The 22,801-nt window shown below is 58.5% G+C and carries 21 protein-coding genes; 12 read left to right on the top strand and 9 right to left on the bottom strand.

Annotation, left to right across the window (positions count from 1 at the left end; translation table 11 throughout):
• Positions 1-11: 11 nt before the first annotated feature.
• The 10 genes from NDJ10_RS00565 to NDJ10_RS00520 all read left to right on the top strand — a co-directional run bounded on the left by NDJ10_RS00565 (position 12) and on the right by NDJ10_RS00520 (position 12,560).
• Entirely contained in the window at positions 12-1,796 is a 1,785-nt protein-coding gene (locus NDJ10_RS00565) for a branched-chain amino acid ABC transporter ATP-binding protein/permease (RefSeq protein ID WP_296159093.1), read from the top strand.
• Entirely contained in the window at positions 1,780-2,484 is a 705-nt protein-coding gene (locus tag NDJ10_RS00560) for an ABC transporter ATP-binding protein (RefSeq protein ID WP_296159092.1), read from the top strand. Before NDJ10_RS00565 ends, NDJ10_RS00560 begins: the two co-directional genes overlap by 17 nt.
• Before the next feature lie 25 nt (positions 2,485-2,509).
• Positions 2,510-3,283 (top strand): SDR family NAD(P)-dependent oxidoreductase, encoded by a 774-nt coding sequence (locus NDJ10_RS00555; RefSeq protein ID WP_296159406.1) that lies wholly within the window; start codon positions 2,510-2,512, stop codon positions 3,281-3,283.
• Between the two features lie 44 nt (positions 3,284-3,327).
• Positions 3,328-4,761, top strand: a complete 1,434-nt coding sequence (locus NDJ10_RS00550; RefSeq protein WP_296159405.1) for an aldehyde dehydrogenase family protein — start codon at positions 3,328-3,330, stop codon at positions 4,759-4,761.
• 3 nt (positions 4,762-4,764) lie between these two features.
• Positions 4,765-5,586 carry a shikimate dehydrogenase gene (locus tag NDJ10_RS00545; RefSeq protein ID WP_296159091.1) on the top strand — a complete coding sequence of 274 codons (822 nt, stop codon included), beginning with the start codon at positions 4,765-4,767 and terminating at the stop codon, positions 5,584-5,586.
• A complete protein-coding gene (locus NDJ10_RS00540; protein ID WP_296159090.1) occupies positions 5,552-6,964 on the top strand; it encodes an FAD-binding oxidoreductase in 1,413 nt (470 codons plus the stop codon). The genes NDJ10_RS00545 and NDJ10_RS00540 overlap by 35 nt, the downstream gene beginning before the upstream one ends.
• Positions 6,965-7,001: 37 nt before the next feature.
• On the top strand, positions 7,002-8,600 hold the full coding sequence (locus NDJ10_RS00535; protein WP_296159089.1) for a GMC family oxidoreductase N-terminal domain-containing protein: 1,599 nt from the start codon (positions 7,002-7,004) through the stop codon (positions 8,598-8,600).
• Positions 8,601-8,838: 238 nt separating this feature from the next.
• The gene (locus tag NDJ10_RS00530; protein ID WP_296159088.1) at positions 8,839-10,047 is read left to right on the top strand and encodes an ABC transporter substrate-binding protein; all 1,209 of its coding nucleotides are present in this window, start codon (positions 8,839-8,841) and stop codon (positions 10,045-10,047) included.
• Positions 10,048-10,226: 179 nt separating this feature from the next.
• Entirely contained in the window at positions 10,227-11,381 is a 1,155-nt protein-coding gene (locus NDJ10_RS00525) for an iron-containing alcohol dehydrogenase (RefSeq protein WP_296159086.1), read from the top strand.
• Positions 11,382-11,534: 153 nt separating this feature from the next.
• Positions 11,535-12,560, top strand: coding sequence for a LacI family DNA-binding transcriptional regulator (locus NDJ10_RS00520; RefSeq protein WP_296159085.1), 1,026 nt, complete (start codon positions 11,535-11,537; stop codon positions 12,558-12,560).
• Positions 12,561-12,613: 53 nt separating this feature from the next.
• On the opposite strand, the gene NDJ10_RS00515 is transcribed toward NDJ10_RS00520, so the two are convergent.
• The 9 genes from NDJ10_RS00515 to NDJ10_RS00475 form a co-directional block, all read right to left on the bottom strand.
• Positions 12,614-12,883 carry a cytochrome C oxidase subunit IV family protein gene (locus tag NDJ10_RS00515; RefSeq protein ID WP_296159084.1) on the bottom strand — a complete coding sequence of 90 codons (270 nt, stop codon included), beginning with the start codon at positions 12,881-12,883 and terminating at the stop codon, positions 12,614-12,616.
• A 12-nt stretch (positions 12,884-12,895) separates the two neighbouring features.
• Positions 12,896-13,495 (bottom strand): cytochrome c oxidase subunit 3 family protein, encoded by a 600-nt coding sequence (locus NDJ10_RS00510; RefSeq protein ID WP_296159083.1) that lies wholly within the window; start codon positions 13,493-13,495, stop codon positions 12,896-12,898.
• Positions 13,495-13,818, bottom strand: a complete 324-nt coding sequence (fdxA, locus tag NDJ10_RS00505) for a ferredoxin FdxA (protein ID WP_296159082.1) — start codon at positions 13,816-13,818, stop codon at positions 13,495-13,497. Before fdxA ends, NDJ10_RS00510 begins: the two co-directional genes overlap by 1 nt.
• A gap of 39 nt (positions 13,819-13,857) precedes the next feature.
• On the bottom strand, positions 13,858-15,690 hold the full coding sequence (locus NDJ10_RS00500) for a VWA domain-containing protein (RefSeq protein ID WP_296159080.1): 1,833 nt from the start codon (positions 15,688-15,690) through the stop codon (positions 13,858-13,860).
• Positions 15,690-16,631: a 4Fe-4S binding protein gene (locus NDJ10_RS00495; protein WP_296159079.1), complete on the bottom strand. Its 942-nt coding sequence runs from the start codon at positions 16,629-16,631 to the stop codon at positions 15,690-15,692. Before NDJ10_RS00495 ends, NDJ10_RS00500 begins: the two co-directional genes overlap by 1 nt.
• The gene (locus tag NDJ10_RS00490) at positions 16,628-17,416 is read right to left on the bottom strand and encodes a CbbQ/NirQ/NorQ/GpvN family protein (RefSeq protein ID WP_296159077.1); all 789 of its coding nucleotides are present in this window, start codon (positions 17,414-17,416) and stop codon (positions 16,628-16,630) included. Before NDJ10_RS00490 ends, NDJ10_RS00495 begins: the two co-directional genes overlap by 4 nt.
• A gap of 10 nt (positions 17,417-17,426) precedes the next feature.
• A complete protein-coding gene (locus tag NDJ10_RS00485; protein WP_296159076.1) occupies positions 17,427-18,866 on the bottom strand; it encodes a cbb3-type cytochrome c oxidase subunit I in 1,440 nt (479 codons plus the stop codon).
• 37 nt (positions 18,867-18,903) lie between these two features.
• On the bottom strand, positions 18,904-19,341 hold the full coding sequence (locus tag NDJ10_RS00480) for a cytochrome c (RefSeq protein ID WP_296159075.1): 438 nt from the start codon (positions 19,339-19,341) through the stop codon (positions 18,904-18,906).
• A gap of 77 nt (positions 19,342-19,418) precedes the next feature.
• The gene (locus tag NDJ10_RS00475) at positions 19,419-19,679 is read right to left on the bottom strand and encodes a DUF2249 domain-containing protein (protein WP_296159074.1); all 261 of its coding nucleotides are present in this window, start codon (positions 19,677-19,679) and stop codon (positions 19,419-19,421) included.
• 210 nt (positions 19,680-19,889) lie between these two features.
• On the opposite strand from NDJ10_RS00475, the gene NDJ10_RS00470 reads away from it, so the two are divergent.
• Entirely contained in the window at positions 19,890-21,158 is a 1,269-nt protein-coding gene (locus tag NDJ10_RS00470) for a nitrate/nitrite transporter (protein ID WP_296159073.1), read from the top strand.
• An 8-nt stretch (positions 21,159-21,166) separates the two neighbouring features.
• On the top strand, positions 21,167-22,795 hold the full coding sequence (locus NDJ10_RS00465; RefSeq protein WP_296159072.1) for an MFS transporter: 1,629 nt from the start codon (positions 21,167-21,169) through the stop codon (positions 22,793-22,795).
• Positions 22,796-22,801 lie beyond the last annotated feature (6 nt).

Genomic DNA, 22,801 nt, shown 5'->3' with positions numbered 1-22,801 from the left:
AGGACATCAACATGATGCCCCCTATCTTGAATCCCCGGGTCTATATCGGCCTGTTGGCCTTGTCTGCCATCCTATGGGTGCCGTTTGCCTCACAGTCGCCCTTTGTGTATCACTTGGCCATTCAGGTCTGCGTGTTTGCGGGTCTGGCAACGGCCTGGAACATCGTTGGCGGTTTCGCCGGGCAGCTGTCTCTGGGACATGCCGTGTTTTATGGCATAGGCAGCTATTCGGCAGGCCTGCTGGTCGCGCAGTTTGGGATCTCACCGTGGATCGGGATGTTTGCCGGCGCGGCGGTCTCATCTTTGGTGGCCTTGCTCATTGCGTACCCAACGCTGCGCCTGCGTGGTCCTTTCTTTTCGCTGGCCACCATTGCCTTCCTTGAAGTGGTGCGCCTCCTGGTCGTGCACCAAGAGGCTTGGACCGGTGGCTCTGCCGGTTTGAACGTGCCGCTGCAGGTGGGCCTGACCTGGATGATCTTCCGTGAAAAGTGGGCTTATCTGCTGGTGGCGTTTGGCTTCTTTGCACTCGCCCTCATCGTCAGCTGGTTGATCCGCCGATCGCGGTTTGGTTTCTACCTGATTGCCGTTCGGGAGCGTGAAGACGCGGCCAGAGCCGTGGGCGTGAACGCCGTGCGAGCCAAGATTGCGGCGGCGGTGATCTCCGCGGTGCTGACCAGCCTGATCGGCAGTTTTCACGGCATGTACCTGACCTTCCTGGAACCGTCTTCCGCCTTTTCGCTGGAGATGTCGATCCAGATCGCCATGTTTGCCCTGATTGGCGGCTTGGGGACCGTGGCAGGCCCGGTGATCGGAACCGTGGTGGTCCTGCCGGTTGCGGAACTGGCCCGCGGGTGGCTCAGCGCCTTTGGGAATGGCACCCACGGATTTGTGTACGGCATGCTGCTGATCTTTGTAGTGCTGTTTTTTCCACGCGGCCTGGTTGGGCATTTGAGTGGGCGCGTTCTTCGTCTGATCGATCGCCTGCCTAATGGCGCCAAGACACGGGACGCAGTCCTTCCCACCGCTTTTGTTCAGCAGGCTGTGGCCGGTCAAGGTCAACCCATCTTGCGTGCCGAGGGTCTGCACAAGCGATTTGGTGGACTCAAAGCCACTGACAACGTCTCGCTGACCTTGCACCAAGGAGAAATTCTCGGTGTTATCGGGCCCAACGGGGCAGGCAAGACCACGGTATTCAACCAGCTTTCAGGCTTCATCAAGCCGGACCAGGGCAGCATCAGTGTCCTGACCGGGAACGGCTGGGTCTCGCCGCGTTCACCTGAGACATTTGCTCACGCCGGTGTAGGTCGCACGTTCCAGATCGTCCAGCCGTTCGCAGGTTTGTCAGTCATGGAAAACATCATGCTGGGAGCCTTCATGCACACACGCAACCGCGAATCAGCCGAAGCGATTGCCCAAGAGGTCGCGCAGCTGACGGATCTCACCGCACTGCTGGACATCGAAGCGCGCAGCCTCACCGTGGGTGGCATGAAACGCCTTGAAGTGGCTCGGGCTTTGGCCACCCGGCCGCGCATTCTGCTGCTCGACGAAGTGTTGGCCGGTTTGAATCCATCCGATGTGGTTCGTGCCATCGCCATGATTCGGCGCATCCGGGATACAGGCGTATCGGTCCTGATGATCGAACACCTGATGCAAGCCACCATGGCGCTTTCCGATCGCATCGTGGTCATCAATCTTGGCCAGGTCTTGCGCGAAGGCAAACCGGCCGATGTGGTCAACGATCCTGCCGTTATCGAAGCCTATCTGGGAAAAGGGTACACCCATGCTGAAACTAAATGATGTGAAGGCCGGCTACGGCAAAAGTGAAGTCCTGCAAGGTGTGTCGATTGAGGTACACGTCGGTGAGGTGGTCACCCTGGTCGGCGCCAACGGGGCCGGCAAGACGACCACACTTAAAACCTTATGCGGCATTGTGAAAGCGCGCAGCGGCAGTATCGTGTTCGACAGCATTGAGCTCACCGCACATGCGCCTCACGAAATCGTTGAACTGGGCATCACGATGATCCCCGAAGGTAGGCAGCTGTTCCCTTTCTTCACGATTGAGGAAAACCTGTTGATGGGGGCCTACAAGCCTTCAGCCCGCAAGCTCCACAAGGAGCGCCTGGAGAGCGTGCTGGCCATATTCCCCCGTTTGAAAGAGCGCCTGAATCAATTGGCAGGCTCACTGTCGGGGGGCGAGCAGCAAATGGTGGCCATCGCGCGTGGAATGATGGCGGACCCACGACTACTCGTCTTTGATGAGCCTTCCCTGGGACTCTCGCCCCTCCTGGTGGATCAGATGTTTGAGGTAATTCGGACTGTGGCAGACAAGGGAACAACCGTCTTGCTGGTAGAGCAGAACGTTTTTCACACCTTGCAGATTGCCGACCGGGGATACGTCCTTGAAAACGGGTGCATCACGCTCAGCGGTACGGGCAAAGAATTGTTGGACAACCCACATGTGCGCCGCGCGTACCTCGGGCATTAACAAGGGCACGGCCAAGGGGATTGACATGGACGAAACACAGACACACAAGGACCGGGTGGTCTTGGTAACGGGTGGCGGTGGTGGTCTCGGCACAGCGATCACGGAGCAATATGTTCTGCAGGGAGCCGCCGTCGGCATCGTGGACTGCTCGCCGGACAACGCGGGTGCGCTGGCGTCCCGCCTGGCCGGGATGGGACACAAGGTTCACTTTGTCGCCGCGGATGTGGGGCGGTTTGATGACTGCGAGCGCGCCTGTCGCAGCATCGAGGCCGCTTTGGGGCCCATCGATACCGTTGTCAACAACGCCGGGATCTCACCCAAGCACCAGGGCCTGCCAGCCCCCATCTGGCAAATGGACTCGGCGGAGTGGCAGCAGGTGATGGATGTCAATCTGAACAGCGTTTTCCACTTTACCCGGCTGCTGGCACCGGGCATGGTGGAGCGGCGCTTTGGCCGGATCGTCAACATGTCCTCAGTGGCAGGCAAGGCTTATCTGGACATCGTTGCTGCGCACTACAGCACCACCAAGGCGGCGCTGATCGGCATGACCCGGCATCTGGCGGGAGAACTGGGGCCCTATGGCATCACGGTGAATGCCTTGGCGCCTGGACGTATCGACACACCCATGGTCGCAGGCGCACCCGTGGAGGCAAACGAAGCTGTTATTGCCGTGACGCCCTTGCGGCGCCTCGGAAAACCTGTCGAGGTGGCCGATGCCTGCCTGTTCCTGACCTCCGAACATTCCAACTTCATCACCGGACAGGTCATCGATGTCGCCGGTGGCTGGTTGATGACCTGAATCCAATTATTTGACTGAGAGAAATACACATCATGAGTACCAAGCTGCACAAAAATTTTATTGCTGGCGCATGGGTAGAAGGGGTCACCGTCGGGTTGAACCTCAACCCTTCGGACACCAACGACGTGATTGGGGAATACGCCCGCGCGGACGCGGCACAGGCTGAGCAGGCGATCAACGCGGCGTTTGAAGGGCAAAAGCGGTGGGGCCAGTCTACCGCAGAGCAACGCTCCGACGCGCTGGACAGGATCGGCACGGAAATTCTCGACCGCCGGGACGAGCTGGGTTTACTGCTGTCACGCGAAGAAGGCAAGACCCTACCCGAGGGTGTGGGCGAGGTGGTTCGGGCAGGCAGGGTTTTCAAGTTCTTCGCGGGTGAAGCCTTGCGCCTGGGCGGGGAAAAGCTACCGTCCATTCGCGCTGGCGTGGATGTGGAGGTGACCCGCGAGCCTGAAGGGGTGGTGGGCATCATCACACCCTGGAACTTCCCTATTGCCATCCCGGCCTGGAAGATTGCACCCGCGCTGGCGTTCGGCAATGCTGTGGTCTTCAAGCCGGCCGATCTGGTCCCGGGCAGCGCCTGGGCGCTCTCGGAAATCATTGTCCGCGCCGGGCAGTTACCTGAAGGTGCATTCAATCTGGTGATGGGTCCGGGTTCCAAGGTGGGACAGACGCTGGCGACCTCGCGCAAAGTGCGAGCCATCACCTTCACCGGTTCCGTACAGACGGGTCGCGCCATTGGCATCACTTGTATGGAGCGTGGTGCCAAGGTTCAGCTGGAAATGGGTGGCAAGAACCCGCTGGTTATCTTGAATGACGCAGACCTGGAACAGGCTGTGTTGGTGGCCATCAACGGATCGTTTTTTTCCACCGGGCAGCGGTGTACGGGCTCCAGTCGGCTCATTGTTGAAGACGGTATTCATGATGCGTTTGTGGCGGCAATGGCCCAACGCATGGCATCGCTCAAAGTCGATCACGCGCTCAAAGCTGGCACCGACATCGGTCCGGTCGCTTCACAGGACCAGCTGGACCAGGACCTGCATTACATCGAGTTGGGCACTAAAGAGGGGGGACGCTTGTTCGCGGGCGGCGAACTTCTGGTGCGCGAAACCCCTGGGTTTTACCTGTCACCCGCTCTAATCACCGAGACGCAAAACCACATGCGTATTAACCAGGAGGAGGTGTTTGGACCGGTAGCTTCTGTGATTCGTGCCAAAGATTACGAGGAGGCCGTCTCGATGGCCAATGACACCGACTTTGGTCTGTCCTCAGGCATCTGCACCACGTCCCTCAAGCATGCGACAGATTTCAAACGCCGCTCGGCTGCGGGCATGGTGATGGTCAATGTGCCTACCGCGGGGGTCGATTACCACGCGCCGTTTGGCGGCCGCAAAGCTTCAAGTCATGGTTCCCGCGAACAAGGCACTTATGCGCGCGAGTTCTACACAGCGGTCAAAACTGCCTACACCCTGGCCTGAGTCATGCAAGTCATTACTGGAAACACCCAAGTCTTCGGGATCCTGGCGGATCCGATTCATCACGTTAAAACACCCCAGCGGATCAACAGCTATTTCGAGGCAGAAGGATTCGACGGCGTGATGGTCCCCATTCACGTCAAAGCAGATGGCCTGCAAGCTGCTGTCAGCGGCCTTCGTGCCATGCACAACCTGGCCGGGTGCGTGGTCACGGTTCCGCACAAGACCGCCATGGTCGCCTTGTGCGACGAAGTGACTGCAGACGCAAGACTCGTCGGCGCTGTCAACGTGGTCCACCGAACGACCACAGGCAAGTTGATCGGGACCATACTGGATGGTGAGGGATTTGTTGCAGGACTGCGCCAAGCGGGCATTGAACCGGCAGGTCGTAGCGCGTATCTGGCAGGGGCCGGTGGCGCCGCCAGCGCCATTGCCTTTGCCCTGGCTAGGGCAGGCGTGAGTCGCCTGACGGTCGCCAACCGCACCAGCGAAAAAGTTCATCAGCTGTTTGCGCGCATTCACTCTGTGGCACCCCATTTAGAGTTGCTTGTCGGAACCGACGATCCTTCCGGCCATGATCTGGTGGTCAACGGGACCTCATTGGGCTTGGCCGCTGAAGACGCGCTGCCGCTGGATGTTTCGCGCTTGCAAGCGCACCAGGTGGTGGCGGAAATCATCATGCAGCCTGCTGAAACGGCATTACTCAAAGCCGCCCAGTCCAGTGGCTGCCGCGTCCACTATGGCGCTCCCATGTTGATCAGTCAGATTGCCTTGATGGCGAGTTTCATGCGCCATGCCCACACAAAAGGTGTCGACCATGCGTCGTGATGAGTTGGCATTCGCCCTGCGTCAAGTGGTTGGTGAGCGCGGCGTGCTTTCCGACGAAACCGATCTGGTCCCCTATGGCCATGACTGGCGACACATGTTCAAAGGTCGTCCCTGCTGTGTCGTATTGCCCCACACTACTCATGAAGTGGCCGAAGTGATGCGCCTGTGCGCTGCGGCGGGTGTCCCTGTGGTCCCGCACGGTGGAAACACAGGCTTGTCGGGCGGCGCGACGCCCGATGATTCCGGTCACCAAGTGGTGCTGTCGCTGGCCAAAATGAATGCCATCCGCAACATTGATGTGATTGGCGAGACCATCGAAGTGGAAGGCGGTTGCATTCTTCAGACCGCGCAGGAAGCCGTGGATGACAAGGGCCTGCTGCTGCCGATCACGCTTGCCGCAGAGGGTTCTGCACAAATCGGAGGCATTGTTTCTACCAACGCGGGGGGAACTAACGTGCTGCGTTATGGCATGGCCCGATCCCGAATCCTGGGCCTGGAGGTTGTCACATCAGAGGGTCAGATCATCAATGGTCTGCGCCGCTTGCGCAAAGACAACGCGGGCTACGACTGGAAGCAGTGGTTCATCGGCAGCGAAGGCACGCTGGGTATCATCACAGCCGCGGTCCTGCAACTGACACCCAAACCACGGCACCGGGTAACCGCGTTGCTTGCCGTGCCCTCACCTGCGGCTGCGCTGCAGGTGCTCTGCGCAGCCCGAGGTGCCATCGGCGAAACCCTCACGGGTTTTGAGTTGATGTCAGGTTCAGCCCTGGAGCTGGTTACCCGGCATCGGCAGCTCAAAGTGCCATTGGATGCCGCTGCCTGGTACGTGCTCCTGGAAGCCAGTTCCTCGTTACCCAGACTGCGGGACGCCACCGAATCATTGCTGGGTGATGTGCTCAAAAAAGAGATGGCCAACGACGGTGTTGTAGCGGAGTCACAGCAGCAAGAAGCGGATCTGTGGGCCTTGCGCGAATCGATCACCGAGGCCGAAGGCCGCGAAGGGCGTTCGATCAAGCACGATGTATCGGTGCCCATCTCCTCGATTCCGGACTTTCTGCGGACGGCCGACGAGGCCGTGATGCGTACCTTCCCTGGTACCCGGATCAACACATTCGGCCATGCCGGTGACGGCAACCTGCACTACAACGTGATTGTTCCGGCGTCGCTGGACGCCGCAGCGCTCAATCGCCTGGTGCACGACGTCGTGGTCTATTTCGGCGGCAGCATTTCGGCAGAACACGGAATCGGGCAATACCGGGTGGATGAACTCATGCGCTGTCGCTCACCGATCGAATTGGCCATCGCACGACGCATCAAGAACGCACTGGACCCCCAGAACCTTTTGAATCCGGGCAAGGTGCTCGCCCTTCGTTGATCCCATGGGATTTATCTTTGATGGAATTGAGATGAATATGGAAACTTTTGACTACGTCATTGTGGGTGGTGGAGCCGCAGGCTGCGTGCTGGCCGACCGCTTGTCCGCCTCTGGCAAGCACCGTGTGCTAGTGCTCGAAGCAGGTGGTGAGCCCACCAGCATGTGGATCCCGATTCCCGCCGGGTTTAGCAAACTGCTTACCAACAAGAAGTACAACTGGCTCTTCAAAACTACGCCGGAAGCGAATACCAAGGGACGCGCCATTTCCGTACCGCGAGGCAAGGGGCTTGGCGGATCCAGCTTGATCAACGGCATGATTTACGTCCGAGGTCAGCCCACTGACTACGACGCCTGGGCAGCTGCAGGTGCCACAGGCTGGGGTTATACAGATGTAGAGCCTTATTTCCGACGACTGGAAAACTACCAGCCCGGAGATGCAACACGCGGCAAGTCGGGGCCGTTTCATATCGAGCAAGTGCACGAACGTTTTCCGATCTCCAGCGCATTTTTGAAAGCCGCAGTGCAGGACGGCCAAGTTTTCAATGCGGACTACAACTCAAGCAGTCAGGAGGGTTTTGGTTACTACCAGGCTCACCAGCGCAACGGTCAACGCTGCAGTGCCTACGATGCGTACCTCAAGCCAGCGCGATCCAGGCCAAATCTGGTGGTCCAGACCGGCGCCCATGTACTTCGCCTTGAATTGCAAGGGCAACGTTGTACTGGCGTCACCTACCGACGCGAGGGACGCGACGTCACCGTGGCGACCTCGATCGAGGTCATCATGGCGGCTGGTGCGATTCAAACACCGCAAATTCTTGAGCTGTCAGGCATCGGACGGCCTGAACATCTTCAGTCGTTGGGGATTTCTGTCAAGCATGCTTTGGCGGGTGTAGGCGAAAACTACATCGACCACTTCGCCACGCGAATGAACTGGCGCGTAAAGAACACCGTCACGCTAAACGAAATGGCCCGTGGCTGGCGTTTGATGCGCGAGGTTGCCAAGTATTACACCACACGCAAAGGCATCTTGACCCTGGGGACAGGCTTGGTGCACGGCTTCGTCAAAACCCGTGCCGACTTGCCGTCGCCCGATGCCCAGTATTTCATGGTGCACGCCAGCTACGCCAATGCCGCTGAACGGATACTGGACCGCGCGCCCGGCATGACGATCGGTGTGTCCCAACTGCGGCCCGAATCCGTAGGAAGCATACACATCCGGTCCGCGGATCCATTTGATCAGCCGTCAATTGAACCGAATTTTCTGAGCAACGAGGTGGACCAACAGTGCATTGTGAACAGCATGAAAGTGGCGCGCCGCATCATGTCACAACCCGCCATGGCGGCCTTCATTGAGCACGAAATGAATCCGGGTGCTGCGGTCTATTCAGATGCAGACTGGCTGGAATTTGCGCGCAACGATGGCCAGACGATTTATCACCCGCTGGGGACCTGCCGCATGGGGACTGACGACAAGGCGGTGGTTGATCCGCAGCTGAGGGTGAAAGGGCTGACAGGGTTGCGCATCGTAGATGCTTCTGTGATGCCCAAGATGATCTCAGGCAATATTCAGGGTGCCGTCATCATGGTTGCCGAAAAAGGATCTGATCTGATCCTTGGTGAGCGCAGGGCTGATTGAATCGTGCACTCCCCTGCGAATTCAACATGGCACGGGTGGTACCAGTTGTGTTACCCGTGCGCTGATCCATGTGCGCCTCCATGTCGGAAAACAGGGTAAACCCCTAGTGATTTAGAACCAAAAATTACACAAATATGAAGCGCTTCAGTTTATTATTCATACGTCTTTAAAATGTCTAAGACATTTTTTTTGATATTAATTGAAGCGCTTCATATACGCAACTAACTAGGAGACATTAATGATCAAGACATTGAAACGACTTGCCACAGCGGCTGCTTGCCTTACGGCTTTGGCTGCTGTGCCCACCCAAGCGCAAGACATTAAGCTGGGCGCCTTGTACCCCTTCAGCGGCGGACTGGCCTTACTCGGAGACGAGAGCTTCCGCGGTACGCAAATGGCAGTGGATGAAAAAAACGCTGCTGGCGGAATCGATGGCAAGAAGGTTGTCTTGGTCAAGGCCGATGCGGTTGACGCGAATCAGGCCGTCGGAGAGGCCCGTCGACTGACCTCGGTGGAAGGTGTGTCCGCGATTTTTGGCAGCTTTGCATCTGGTGTTGCCACTGCAGCCACGCAGGTAACCGAATTGGCGGGTATTCCTTATTTCGAATTGGGCGCCGTTGCCGACACCATCACGGGGCGTGGCTTGAAGTATGTGTTTCGCAGCAACTCCACCGCTAAGAGCTTTGCTGAGCGCAGCATCGAATCCATCGTCAAGGTGATCGCGCCCACGCTCAAAGCCGACCCGAAAGCCCTGAAGATTGCGATCATCTACGAAGACGGCCCTTACGGAACCTTGGTCAGCGGCTTTCAAAAGGAAGAGGCCAAGCGCCTGGGCCTGAACGTGGTCGAGAGCCAGGCCTACTCAGCCAAGAGCGTTGACCTGTCGTCCCTGGTGCTGCGCATCAAAGGGTCGGGTGCGGACGTGGTGTTGCAGACTTCCTACCAGAACGACACCTTGCTGTTCTTCCGTCAAGCGGCCAGCGCCGACTACAAGCCCCGCGCCGTTGTTGGTGCCGGTGGAGGGTATTCCTTGCAGGAAACTGCGCAAGCCCTGGGTACTGGAATCGAAGCTGTCTATAACGTGGACTTCCCGCAGATCACTATGAAAGAGACCGGAGCACCCGGCTTGAAAGAGTTTGTGGCGGCTTACGAAAAACGCTTTGGCGCGAAGCCACGCTCCGGCCACAGCCTCGTCAACTACGTCGGTGCCAAGGCATTCCTGGAGATCATGGCGACGGCAAAATCCACAGACAAAGACAAGATCCGCCAAGCGGCTTTGGCCTATCGCAAGCCGGTCGGATCCAGTGCGGCCGGATGGGGATTCCAGTTTGCAGAAAACGGCCAGAACCAGTTCGCATCAACCAACCTGATGCAATGGCAAGGCGGCAAGTTGGTGACGGTCTATCCCGAAGCCGTAGCCAACGCCAAGCCCATCGCTGGCAAATAAGTCACCAAGCGTGACGCCTTATCCTAGAAGAACAGCCGTGCGATGGCCATCCACGCACGGCTGTTTTTTGGGCGTCTTGATGCAGCGCTACGTCATTCGGTCAATGCTGTCGGCAGATGCACGAATTCAAATTTTTGTCACGGTGGCTATGCGTAACGCCACATCCAATATTTAAACTTATGTCTCCATTACAGTTTGAAACCACACCACGCATCGTTTGCCATGCCGGTGGCGTTAAACAGTTAGGCCAATGGGCTTGTAAGCTCGGCGTCACCCATGTCCTGCTGGTGACCGACGCCGGGCTCCATGAGAACGGCTTGACGGCAACGGTGCTTGCCGCCCTGGACTCGGTTGCGGTCAAAGTGTCTGTGTTTGCCGAAGTGCAAGCCGATCCGCCCGAAACATGTGTTCAGCAGGCCGTTGAGATGGCCCGCTCCGTCGGCGCAAACGGCGTGGTTGGCTTTGGCGGTGGAAGCTCACTGGACACCGCAAAACTGGTAGCGTTGATGGCATGCACACCCCAGGCACTGGAAAGTATTTACGGAGTTGGACTGGCCCGTGGGCCGAGATTTCCGCTGATTCAGATGCCGACCACGGCTGGCACCGGCTCTGAGGTAACTGCGGTTTCGGTCATCACCACGCCGAGTCACGAGAAGAAAACCGTCGTGTCACCTTTATTATTGCCGGACCTAGCCCTGCTGGATGCGGAATTGACTATCGGCTTACCACCTTCAATTACGGCCATGACGGGGGTCGATGCGATGGTTCATGCGATCGAGGCATACACCACAAGGCTGAAAAAAAATCCCCTTTCCGACACCTTGGCCATCAAAGCCTTGCAGACGCTGTACACCCACCTGCCCACTGCGGTAGGTGACGGTCAAAACTTTGAGGCCCGCGAACAAATGTTGTTCGGCTCTTTGTTGGCAGGCATGGCGTTTGCCAACGCATCGGTCGGCGCAGTGCATGCCCTGGCTTACCCGCTCGGTGGGCATTACCACTTGCCGCACGGCTTATCTAATTCATTGGTGCTGCCCCATGTGCTTCGATTCAACCTGCCGGCCGCTCAGACCCTGTACGCAGCCATGGGCAGGGCAATCCTGCCCGAGCTGGCGACTGCCGACGACCCTCACGCCGCCGCCGCGTTTGTACAGGCGGTTGCGGACCGGGTAGCCAGCATGCCTTACGCCCAAACGTTGAACCAAGCCGGCATTCGCCAGGACGATTTGCCCATGCTGACCCAGGAGGCGATGAAAGTGCAACGCCTGTTGGACCACAACCCCAGAGCCCTCGGATACGACGATGTGCTGGCCATCTATCAGGCCGCCTTCTGATACCTGCGGCCTATCGGCCGACGCGCATGCCAAGTTTCAGCAACATCTGCGGGCTTGTGCCAGCGGTCGTGGAAAACGCTACAGACTGGGTCCGGTAATATCATTGAATTTAAAGTGTCGCGTGTCCGCATACCCAATTGGCTTTCTGACTATATGACCGCTCCCTCCCGCCCTACCCTCGAAGACGTTGCGCGACTTGCCGGTGTTTCCCTGGGCAGCGCATCGCGCGCATTGTCGGTACCTGATAACCTCAAGCCGGCTACTCTGGAACGGGTGTTACGTGCCGTGGATCAACTGGGATATGTTCGAAATGGTTCCGCTCGTGCGCTGGCCTCGCGCAAGACCAGAATGATTGCGGCGATTTACCCTACTCTGGAGAACCCGATTTTCGCGGTGTCGATCCAGTCGTTTCAACAGACACTGTGGAGCCTGGGGTACCAGCTGCTGGTTGCCAGTCACGAATACCGCCCCGAACGAGAACTGGGTCTGCTGCGTACCATTGTCGAGCGTGGCGTGGATGGCGTCGTATTGGTGGGAACCGATCACGACGATGCGGTGTTTGAATTGCTGGGCCAGTACCGGTTGCCCTATGTGCTGACTTGGTCGATCGACGAAGCGAGCAGTCGGCCGTGTGTGGGCATTTCCTATTACGAATCGGCCTTGAACATGGCGCAGGTGGTCATAGACCATGGCCATACGCAGATCGCGATTTGCCCCGGACTGTCTTACCGAAACGAGCGCGTCCGGGCGCGTATCGCTGGGGTCCAAGCTGCGCTGCAAAGGGTAGGACTCAAGTTAAAACCCGAGTGGATCATTGAGCAGCCTTTCACATTCGAAGGCGGTAGGCAGGCCCTGCACACGCTGATGGCAAGTCATGAGCGACCCTCTGTGTTGATCTGTGGCACAGACTTGCAAGCGGTGGGAGCTCTCGCTGAATGCCGGGCACTGAGCATCTCCGTGCCCGAGGACCTGTCCATCACGGGATCCGATGACATTGAATTGGCCAGCCTGGTCCAACCCCCACTGACCACCGTCCACGTTCCCAACCTTGAAATTGGGATTCACGCGGCCCGCAGCATTGTCAGCCTCATTGAAGGCGAGCAGATCCCAAACGCCACGACGCTACCCACAAAGTTGATTCTCAGAGGCAGCCTCAAGAACCTAGCGTCGCCGCATTGACATGAACCTCGCCGTGAGCTCGTTGTGTTCTCCACACACCATTCACGGCTGTATCAACGCAAGCCAATCCAGTAAGCCAGCAGGATCATGCTGGTGACAAAAACCAGCCAACCCAGCAGCATGTTGCGCCACAGCACGGGGGCATGGCGCAAGGCCATAAAGTCCATGATGACAGCCGCGCCCTTGAAAAACGAAAAGCCGAAAATGAGGAACACCGGCACCATGCTGGCGTGAGTCAACTGCCCGGACTCCCCCAGCCAATAAGTGAAACCGGTGGCGATCAGCAACAGCAGCCAGAGGGCATTGGTTGAAAATTTGAACATGTTGGTTTGGCTTCAGCGCATCACGTAAATCAAGGGGAACAACACGATCCACAGCAAGTCCACCATGTGCCAAAAGGCAGCACCCGTCTCCAGGGCATGGTGATTGTGTTTTCCGTAGCGGCCGGCACGGGTCTTGACCAGCAGGATTATCAAAAAGACCATGGCCGCCAGAACATGAAAAAAGTGGAACCCTGTCAACAAAATGTAGAACATGTAAAAGGTGTTCGTTGACAAATCAATGCCCGCCTGCGCCTTGGCAGAGAATTCCATCAGCTTGATGAGCACAAAACCACTGCCGCAGGCCAGGGCGGCCAGCAGCCAGCGCGCGCCCGCCGTTGACGCGTCATGCTTGACGGCCTCTACAGCGCGCACCACGCACCAGCTCCCGCTAATCAACAAAGCCGTGTTGATCGCGCCAGAATTCAAATCGAGCGTGCTTTGTGAGGCGTTGAACAGCGCCACATCAAACGTCCGGGCAAAGGCATAGGACAGGAAAAGAATCCCAAACGCCAGCAATTCGGCCAGAATGATCAGCCAGACTGCCAGATCACCCGCCAGATGGCGCGTGTCAGACACCTGGGCCGGCAATGGCCGGGCCAATGCACCTGGCATCACCGCTTGAGTTCCGCGCGCTTGTCCACCAGCTTGGCCCAATCGTCGGCATCGGGCAGTGCCGCCTTGGTTTTCGTGATCGGTTTCCATTGGGGCGCAAGTTCAGCATTGAGTGCAATGAAATCCTGCTGGCTGGCAGGCACGTCTTCTTCCGCATAAATGGCATTGACCGGGCACTCTGGTACACACACGGCGCAATCAATGCAATCGTCAGGATCAATCACCAGAAAATTGGTGCCTTCGCGAAAAGCATCCACCGGGCACACATCGACACAGTCGGTGTATTTACAGCGAATGCACGATTCAGTCACAACAAAAGTCATATCAATACTCCTGTATTTTTACCGTCATCATCTCTATCCTCACTGGCGTGACAGCGTGGCCCAGGCCTGCGTGAGTTGCCTGACCAGGTCTTGCGGCTGGCGTACCATGGCATAACCATTCTGGCCAAACAGCATGGGCAGGTAGTCATGTGCTTTTTCGTCAATGGTGACGCAAAACGGGATGAGTCCCGCCGCGTGCGCCTCGCGCACCGCCTGGCGCGTGTCTTCCAGACCGTAGCGGCCCTCGTAGACGTCCAGGTCGTTGGGTTTGCCGTCGGTGAGCAGCATCAGCAGTCGCTTGTGCTCGGGACGCTCGGCCAATTGCCCGGTGGCATGGCGAATGGCCGCGCCCATACGGGTGTAATAGCCGGGTTTGATGGCCCCAACCCGGGCACGACTTGCATCGCTCCAACGCTCATCAAAGGTTTTGAGGTGCTGCATGCGCACATGCTGCCGGCGCACCGAGCTGAAGCCCCAGATGGCGAATGGGTCACCTGCTGCGTTTAGCGCCTCACCAAACACAAACAGCGCGTCCCGAATCACATCAATGACACGTTCCTGGGCTGTGGCATAGGCGTCGGTGGACAAGGACAAGTCGGCCAGCAGCAGCGTGGCCAGGCTGCGGTCCAGCCGGGCCCGGCGGGTGTAGATGGGCGGCGTGTCGCTGCAAGCTGTGGTGTTGTCCAGCTGGTCGGCGTGAAAGCGCACCCAGGCGTCCAAATCAAGCGTATCACCGCTGTCCTGGCCATGCACCGCGCGTGGGGCATCGCGCAGGGTTTCCAGGCGGCGGCGCAAGCGCCGGGCCGTGAGTCGCAGGGCCGTTGAAGGGAGGAAGGGCCGGCAATGCTGCGCCTGCATCACCTGCACCAGGCAATGGTCTGGCTGCAGCACGGCGCGCCGATAGTCCCATTCGGGAAATTTCATGCCCTCGCCCAAAGGCGTGTCGTCGGCACTGCTGCTGGGCAAATCCAGGTCAAATTTAACGCGCGAGGCCAGCGTCTGCCCATCGGGAGCGACCGAGAGCTTGTCCATGTCGTTGGCCGCGTTGAGGGCATTGCCGTCTTCTTCGTCGTCAGAACTGCGGTTGACATGGACCATTTCGCTCCACGACATCAACGCCTCGGCGCGAAACGGCAACACCATGGCGTTGCGGCTTTGTTCGTGCGACGTGGCCTGAGTGCGGCGGCGTTGTTTGTTGGTGAGTGCAGCCGGGTGCTCCCGCGCCTCGGCTGCTTTGTCATTGGCTGGGCGATTTCCAGCCTGGGAGTCTGTCGCTGGCGCGCTGAGCCAGAGCCAGACCGCTGCGACATCCTGGGGCTGGCAGGCGAGCTGCGCACTGCCCTGCCCTTTCAAGGCGGCTTGCACGGCGGCTTCTGCCTGCGCGCCCGCACCCGTCATATGAACCGGATTGGGGCGTTGCGCCAGATGGGCTTGCAAGAGCGCCTGGTACCTGGCGGCAAAGCCCGGGAACTGCGCCAGGGCTGCCTGGCTGGCACGCTGGTTGTCGATGATCCAGTCACCGTTAGAGACGAAAAACGCCGACAGCATGGCCAGCCACAGGTACAGGTCACGATTGAGTTGCGCGTCATCAAACACGGCCAAGGTGGCGGGAAGCGCCAGGACATCCGACTCCATCTGGGCGGTATCCGCGCGTTGGCCGCTGCCTGCCAGTTTTTGCAGCCAGTGCCGCTGGCCGCCCACTGCCTGCATGGAGGCAGGGGAAAACCGCAGCGCGGCAGGGCCACCCGCTGCGCGGAAAAAAATGCCAATGGCTTTTTGCATGTCCTGCAACTGCACCGCCGCAGCCGGGTGATGCTGCCGCGTCACTCTGGTGATGGCCTGGTGCCACCAGTGGCCAACCATTTCTTCCATCAGGGGTGCTCCGCTTGTTCGCGCTGACGTTGGCGCAAGGTTTCACGCAAAGCGTCCACGCCCACTTGCCATTCCAGTGTGGGGGTGCGCTGCTGGGCTTGCTGGGTGCTGTCACATGCCGTCAAACACTGGCCGCATTGCACACAGGAAAACATCATGCGTTTGATGTTGCGCGGGTTCAGGCGCATCGGACAGGCGTTGTCACAGGCGGAACCGCGCGGTGCGTCGCAGGTTTTGCACTCGCGCGCCCGTTCCCGGGCAAAGGCCACCACCATGCCCTTGGGGTTGGCCATCCAGGCCAGGCTCTGGAACAAACCCACGGCACAGCCAAAACGGCAAAACAGGTGCCGGGCAAAGGCAAATTCCAGGGTAAAAAGCGTGCTGGCAATCAGCAGGAAACGGGTTTGATTGGGCGTCAATGTGCCTTCGATCAAACCACCCCAGATCACCGTGGGCGGCAGCAGATAGGTGAGCAGCGTGATGGCCCAGACAAAGCCCATCAGGGCACAGCTCAGGCCAAACAGCGGCCACCAGCGGGCATCGGATTTGGCGCCCGGTCTGGGTGTGGGGCTTTTGTCCCAGAGGCTCAATTTGCCGCAGGCCCGGTGCAGCAGCTTGTTGAGCCCCTCTACCATCGAGAAGTGCGGACACAGCCAGCCGCAGTACAGCCGACCATAACGGTAGGCCACGCCCAGAAACACGGCAACAACCAGCAATCCGGGCACAAAGGCACGCAGGACAATTTGCCATGCGGCGGCCGTCGCGTCGATTTCCCCATTGGCCAGCGCATCTATTCCAAGCGACCAGCGTTGCCCCAAAAACCAGAGCTGGGTGTCTGTTACGTCAAAACGCAACAGGTTGAGCGCGGGAGCCAGCACGAACAGGGCAAAAAACCCGGTCTGCGTCAGCAAGCGCCAGCGCTGCATTCTGGCTGGATTCATGCGGCTTCGCCAAACAAGGCACGCACCACTTCAGCCAGGGCCTGCGCCGTGGCAATGTCATCGGTGAGCGCATCAATGATGGCCGCCTGACAAGCGGTTTGCAGAGGAAGTCCGGACGCAATCAGGCGCCCTGCCGACACCAGCAAACGGGTGCTGGCCGTTTCTTCCAGGTCGTGCTCGGTCAGCGAACGCAAGGCCTTGGCCAACTGCACCAGCTGTTTGGCCTGCGCCTCGGAAATGCCGGTTTCATTGCGCACAATGTCCACCTCGACTTGCGGGGTGGGGTAGTTCATGCTCAGGCTGACAAAACGCTGGCGCGTGCTGGGCTTAAGCCCTTTGAGCAGATTCTGGTAGCCTGGGTTGTACGAGATCACCAGCATGAACTCGGGCGGCGCCGCCAGCTCTTCACCCGTGCGTTCGATCGGCAAAATGCGCCGGTCATCGGCCAGCGGGTGCAGCACCACCGTGGTGTCCTTGCGCGCTTCGACCACCTCATCAAGGTAACAAATGGCGCCCAGACGAACGGCACGGGCCAGCGGCCCGTCCGACCACTGCGTGCTGCCGTTACCAATCAGAAAGCGACCGACCAGATCGGCCGCACTCAGGTCATCATGGCATGACACGGTGACCAGCGGCCGCCCCAGACGCGCCGCCATGTGCTCGACAAAGCGGGTCTTGCCGCACCCCGTGGGGCCCTTGATGAGCAGTGGCAATTGCTTGCGCCAGGCATGCTCGAACAAGCTGCATTCACCGGCCTGCTCAGCATAAAACGGAAGTGTTGACATGCGCTCGGACTCAGGCGGCCTTGACCCGGCGGTGCATCATGCCGTTGGGCACCACCACTTCGTCTTCATTGGTGCCAGGGGCAGCAAAGAAACTGTACAGGTAAGTCAACAAGCCCAACAGGAAGCCAACACCACCCGCCACGCGCAGCCAGTAGAAAAAGCGCAGCTGGTCCTGGGCCTGCATGAACGGCATGGCACCTTCAGTGGGCATGCGTTGCAGCCAGATCTGCAGGATGCCCGCGCCCGTCAGGGCCAACACCATCAGGCCCATGCCGATGGTCATGATCCAGAACGACCACATCTCGAAACTCTGCGCACGCCGGCTATTGGCCACACGTCCACGCAAGGTGGGCATGGCGTAGCTGATCATGGCAATCACCACCAGCACATAGGCACCATAAAAGGCCAGGTGACCGTGAGCAGCCGTGATTTGCGTGCCATGGGTGTAGTAGTTGATCGGGCTCAAGGTGTGCATGAAGCCCCACAGGCCGGCACCCAGAAAACCCACCACCGAGCAACCCACGGCCCACAGCAGTGCAGCCTGATTGGCATGGTCACGGCGACGTCGTTGCACCATGTTGAAGGCAAACACCGTCATCATGAAGAACGGAATCGGTTCCATGGCCGAGAAAATACTGCCGACCCACAGCCAGTAGCCTGGCAGGCCGATAAAGAAGAAGTGGTGGCCGGTACCCAGGATACCGGTGATCAGGGCCATGGCAATGATGACGTACAACCATTTGTCGATCACTTCGCGGTCGACACCGGTGGTCTTGATCAGCACAAACGCCAGCAGTGCGCCCAGAATCAACTCCCAGGTGCCTTCCACCCACAGGTGCACCACAAACCACCAGTACATCTTGTCGCGGACCAGGTTGGCCGGATTGACAAAGCTGAACAGGAACATCAGCGCCAGGCCCCACAGGCCCATCAGCAACACCAGGGAAATACTGGTTTTTCGCCCTTTGAGCACGGTCATGCTGATGTTGAACAGAAAGGCCAGGCAGACCACCACGATGCCCAATTTGGTGGGCAGGGGTTGCTCCAGGAACTCGCGCCCCATGGTCGCCAGCAACTCATTGCCAGTGAGCTCTGCCAGCTTGGCATAAGGCACGGCCAGATAACCGACGATGGTCAGTGCGCCCGCTGCCAGAAACACCCAAAACAGCACCATGGCCAGTTTCGGGCTGTAAAGCTCGGTTTCGGCTTCCTCAGGCACCAGGTAATAGGCCGAGCCCATAAAACCAAACAGCAGCCAGACGATCAGCAGGTTGGTGTGCACCATGCGCGCCTGGTTGAACGGGATGTACGGAAAGGCCAGGTCGCCTATCACGTATTGCAATCCCAGCGTGATGCCGAAGATGATTTGCGCGGTAAAGAGGACCAGAGCGGCGATGAAGTAATACTTCGCCACCCCCTGGGATTTGTATTTGAGTGTGATCTCTTGCATTTTTTTGTTCCTAATGTGTTCAGAGCTGCGTGGCGCATCAGCCTTCGATGTTCGGTGGCCAGTTTTCGGTGTTCACGTTGTTGGTCCAGCGCAAAAATTCCACCATATCGTTGAGTTGCTCTTCGCTGAAGTTGAACTGCGGCATCTGGCGACGACCGGGAATGTGTGTAGGTTGCGAGGCGATCCAGGCCTTGATGAATTCCGGGCCGCGGCGCTTGTAGACATTGCCCAGCTCAGGCGCAAAGTACGCGCCTTCACCCAGCAGGGTGTGGCAACCGATGCAATTGCGCGTTTCCCAAAGTCCCTTGCCACGCTCGACCGCCGGCGTGATTGCCTCGGCATTGGAACGGAAGGGGATTTTGCGTTCGCTGTCAAAAATAAGCGCCGCAAAAACAAAGATAAAAAAGACCGACCCGCCATAAAACATGTTGCGGGCCATCTGCTTGGTAAAGCCACTGGCTTTGACTTTGTTCATCTTGTGAAAATCCTGAAATGGGTGGATGGAAAAGGGGACAAACCTGTTTGAAAATTCCTGGGTCTGCCTCGGTGTCGTCAATTTCGCGAAAAATCAATCACGATGGCACCAGGTTCGCGCTGCACGTACTGGATGGATACCGCCTCACCGTAACGGGCGCCCAGTTGATGCAACAAAGGAATCGGGTCATGGTCATTGCAAAAACGCATGGTTTCACCGGCTTGGAGCGCATCCAGCGCACCAAAAATCGCGGCATGACGGAAGCGTTTGGCAACACCGCGCGCGTCAAAAGGGTAAATCGCCTCAGGGGTCACATGACCGGTCGCACAAGAACTCATGGATGTCTCCAATTAAATTTAAAGATTCATTGTATATGAATCAATTAGCCTTTCAACAAAGAATAGCTCCAGAATCTTGCCAATAGTTCTTAAGAACTAGGGACGATGCCTCACCCATAGTTCCACTGAATGACGCAACAGGTTCCACAGAGGGATACCGCGAAGTCCCAACTAAATCTACAGTCTTGCCATTCAACAGGAGTCTTTGACATGACCAAGAAAGGGCAAGCCCTCTCCGTGCTGATCGTCAGCACCTTCGCCTTCACCGTGTGTTTCATGGTGTGGATGATGTTTGCCGTGATTGGCATTCCAATCAAGAAAACCCTCGGCCTCAACGCCACCGAATTCGGTTTGTTGACCGCCATGCCGGTACTGACCGGTTCGCTCATCCGGGTGCCGCTGGGCATCTGGACTGACAAGTTTGGCGGTCGTATCGTGATGACCTTGCTGATGGCCTCCACGGTGCCGGCCATCTGGCTGATGAGTTACGCCACCGCCTACTGGCATTTCCTGGTCATCGGCCTGTTTGTCGGCCTGGCAGGCGGATCGTTTTCAGTGGGCACCCCTTATGTAGCACGCTGGTTTCCCAAGAACCAGCAGGGTTTCGCCATGGGGATTTATGGTGCGGGCAATTCGGGCTCTGCCGTCAACAAATTTCTGGCGCCTGCCCTGGTGGTGGGTTTTGGCTGGACCATGGTGCCCCAGGTGTACGCCGCCATCATGCTGGGTACAGTTGGCCTGTTCTGGTTTTTCAGCCACAGCGATCCAACGCACCTGGTCCCCAGCCACGTCAAATTCAGCGACCAGCTCAAATCGCTGAAAGACCCCAAGGTCATCAAGTACTGCCAGTACTACAGCATCGTTTTTGGCGGCTATGTCGCCCTGTCACTCTGGATGGTGCAGTACTACGTGGGCGAGTTTGGTCTCGACATCCGCATCGCTGCACTGCTGGCCGCCTGTTTCTCTTTGCCAGGCGGTGTCCTGCGTGCTGTCGGTGGCTGGTTATCGGACAAATACGGCGCCCACAGCGTGACCTGGTGGGTGTTATGGGTGTGCTGGATCTGCCTGTTCCTGCTGAGCTACCCGCAGACCGATTTCACCATCATGACCGTGAATGGGCCGCAAAGTTTTCATCTCGGCCTGAACGTCTACATGTTCACCGGTTTGATGTTCATCCTGGGCATTGCCATGGCATTTGGTAAGGCCAGCGTCTTCAAATACATCAGCGACGACTATCCCGACAACATCGGCACCATCAGTGGCATCGTGGGTCTGGCGGGTGGCCTGGGGGGCTTCATTCTGCCCATCATGTTCGGTGCCCTGGTCGACCTGACCGGCATCCGTTCCAGTTCCTTCATGTTGATGTATGGCGTGGTCTGGGTGTCGTTGATCTGGATGTACCTGACTGAAGTGCGCGCCTCCGAGTACATGGCCCACAAAAGCCCGCCTGAGCTGCAGGCACAAATCATTTCCAACTGAAAGGACCTATGAGCAATTCACAAGCATCAGGCGTTGACATCGCCGACTGGCGCCCGGAAGACGCCCAGTTCTGGGAAACCACAGGCAAAAAAATCGCTTACCGAAATCTGTGGATTTCCGTTCCGGCGCTACTCTGTGGCTTTGCCGTGTGGGGCATGTGGGGCATCATCACCGTGCAGATGCTCAATCTGGGTTTTCCGTTTACCCAGGCCGAGTTGTTCACCCTCACCGCCATCTCCGGCATCTCCGGCGCCACCATGCGCATCCCGGCCTCCTTCCTGGTACGACTGGCCGGTGGTCGCAATACCATCTTCCTCACTACTGCCATGCTGCTGGCTCCGGCCATCGGCACCGGCATGGCCATGCAGCACCCCGAATGGCCTCTGTGGGTGTTCCAGATGTTGGCGCTGTGGTCTGGCGTGGGCGGCGGCAACTTTGCGTCATCCATGTCCAACATCAGCACCTTCTTCCCGAAGCGGCTGCAGGGCACGGCACTGGGCCTGAACGCCGGCCTGGGCAACTTCGGCGTGACCACCATGCAAATCGTCATCCCGCTGGTGATGACCTTGCCGCTGCTCGGCGCCTTTGGCGGTGAACCCATGACGCTTGTGAAAGACAGCGGCTGGATTTTCGGCAAGATCGCCGCCGGCACGCCGACCTGGATCCAGAACGCCGGATTCGCCTGGGTGATCTCGCTGGTGCCGCTGTCCATCCTGGCTTGGTTCGGCATGAACAATCTGAAGACGGTGTCGCCCGCCACCGGCAACCCCATCGTCGCGTTCGCCAAGGTCACCTACCTCTACACCCTGGCCTTCATCCCGGCCATCTTCATGCTCTACCTGTACCTGCCGGCCCCCACCGGTCTGGGCATCCTGAACATGTGGGTCGCGATCCCGCTGGACATCATCCTGGCACTCTTGATGATGAAGCTAGCGGCCTTCGGCCCCATGAAGGACGGCGTGACCAAGCAGTTCGCCATCTTCCACAACAAGCACACCTGGTCACTCACCGCGCTGTACATCGTCACCTTCGGTTCCTTCATCGGTTTTTCGATGGTTCTGCCGCTGGCCATCACCGTGATTTTCGGTTTCCAGCACATCCCCGACGCTGCCGGCGTCATGCAACACACGCTGAAGAACCCGAATGCACCCTCGGCCCTGACCTACGCCTGGATCGGCCCTTTCGTCGGCGCTGCGGTGCGCCCCATCGGCGGCTGGATCTCCGACAAGGTGGGCGGCTCCATCGTCACGCAGATCATCTCGGTGGTGATGGTGATTGCTTCCGGCGCGGTGGGCTATGTGATGATGCAGGCTTACGGCTCGGCCGCACCGGAGCAGTATTTCCCGACCTTCATCGGTCTGTTCATCGTGCTATTCTTTGCCAGCGGCATCGGCAACGGCTCAACCTTCCGCACCATCGGCGTCATCTTTGACCGCCAGCAGGCCGGCCCGGTGCTGGGCTGGACTTCGGCTGTGGCCGCTTACGGCGCTTTCATCGCGCCGGTGGTCATCGGTGCCCAGATCAAGGCCGGCACACCACAAACCGCCATGTACGGTTTTGCCATCTTCTACGCCTTCTGCCTGATTTTGAACTGGTGGTTTTATTTACGCAGCGGGTCGGAGATCAAAAACCCGTAGACAGGC

The organism is Rhodoferax sp. (assembly GCF_023700745.1).
Classification (GTDB): Bacteria; Pseudomonadota; Gammaproteobacteria; order Burkholderiales; family Burkholderiaceae_C; genus Rhodoferax.
Note: the sequence above shows the minus strand (reverse complement) of the source record. Positions and strands in the feature narration are given on the sequence as shown.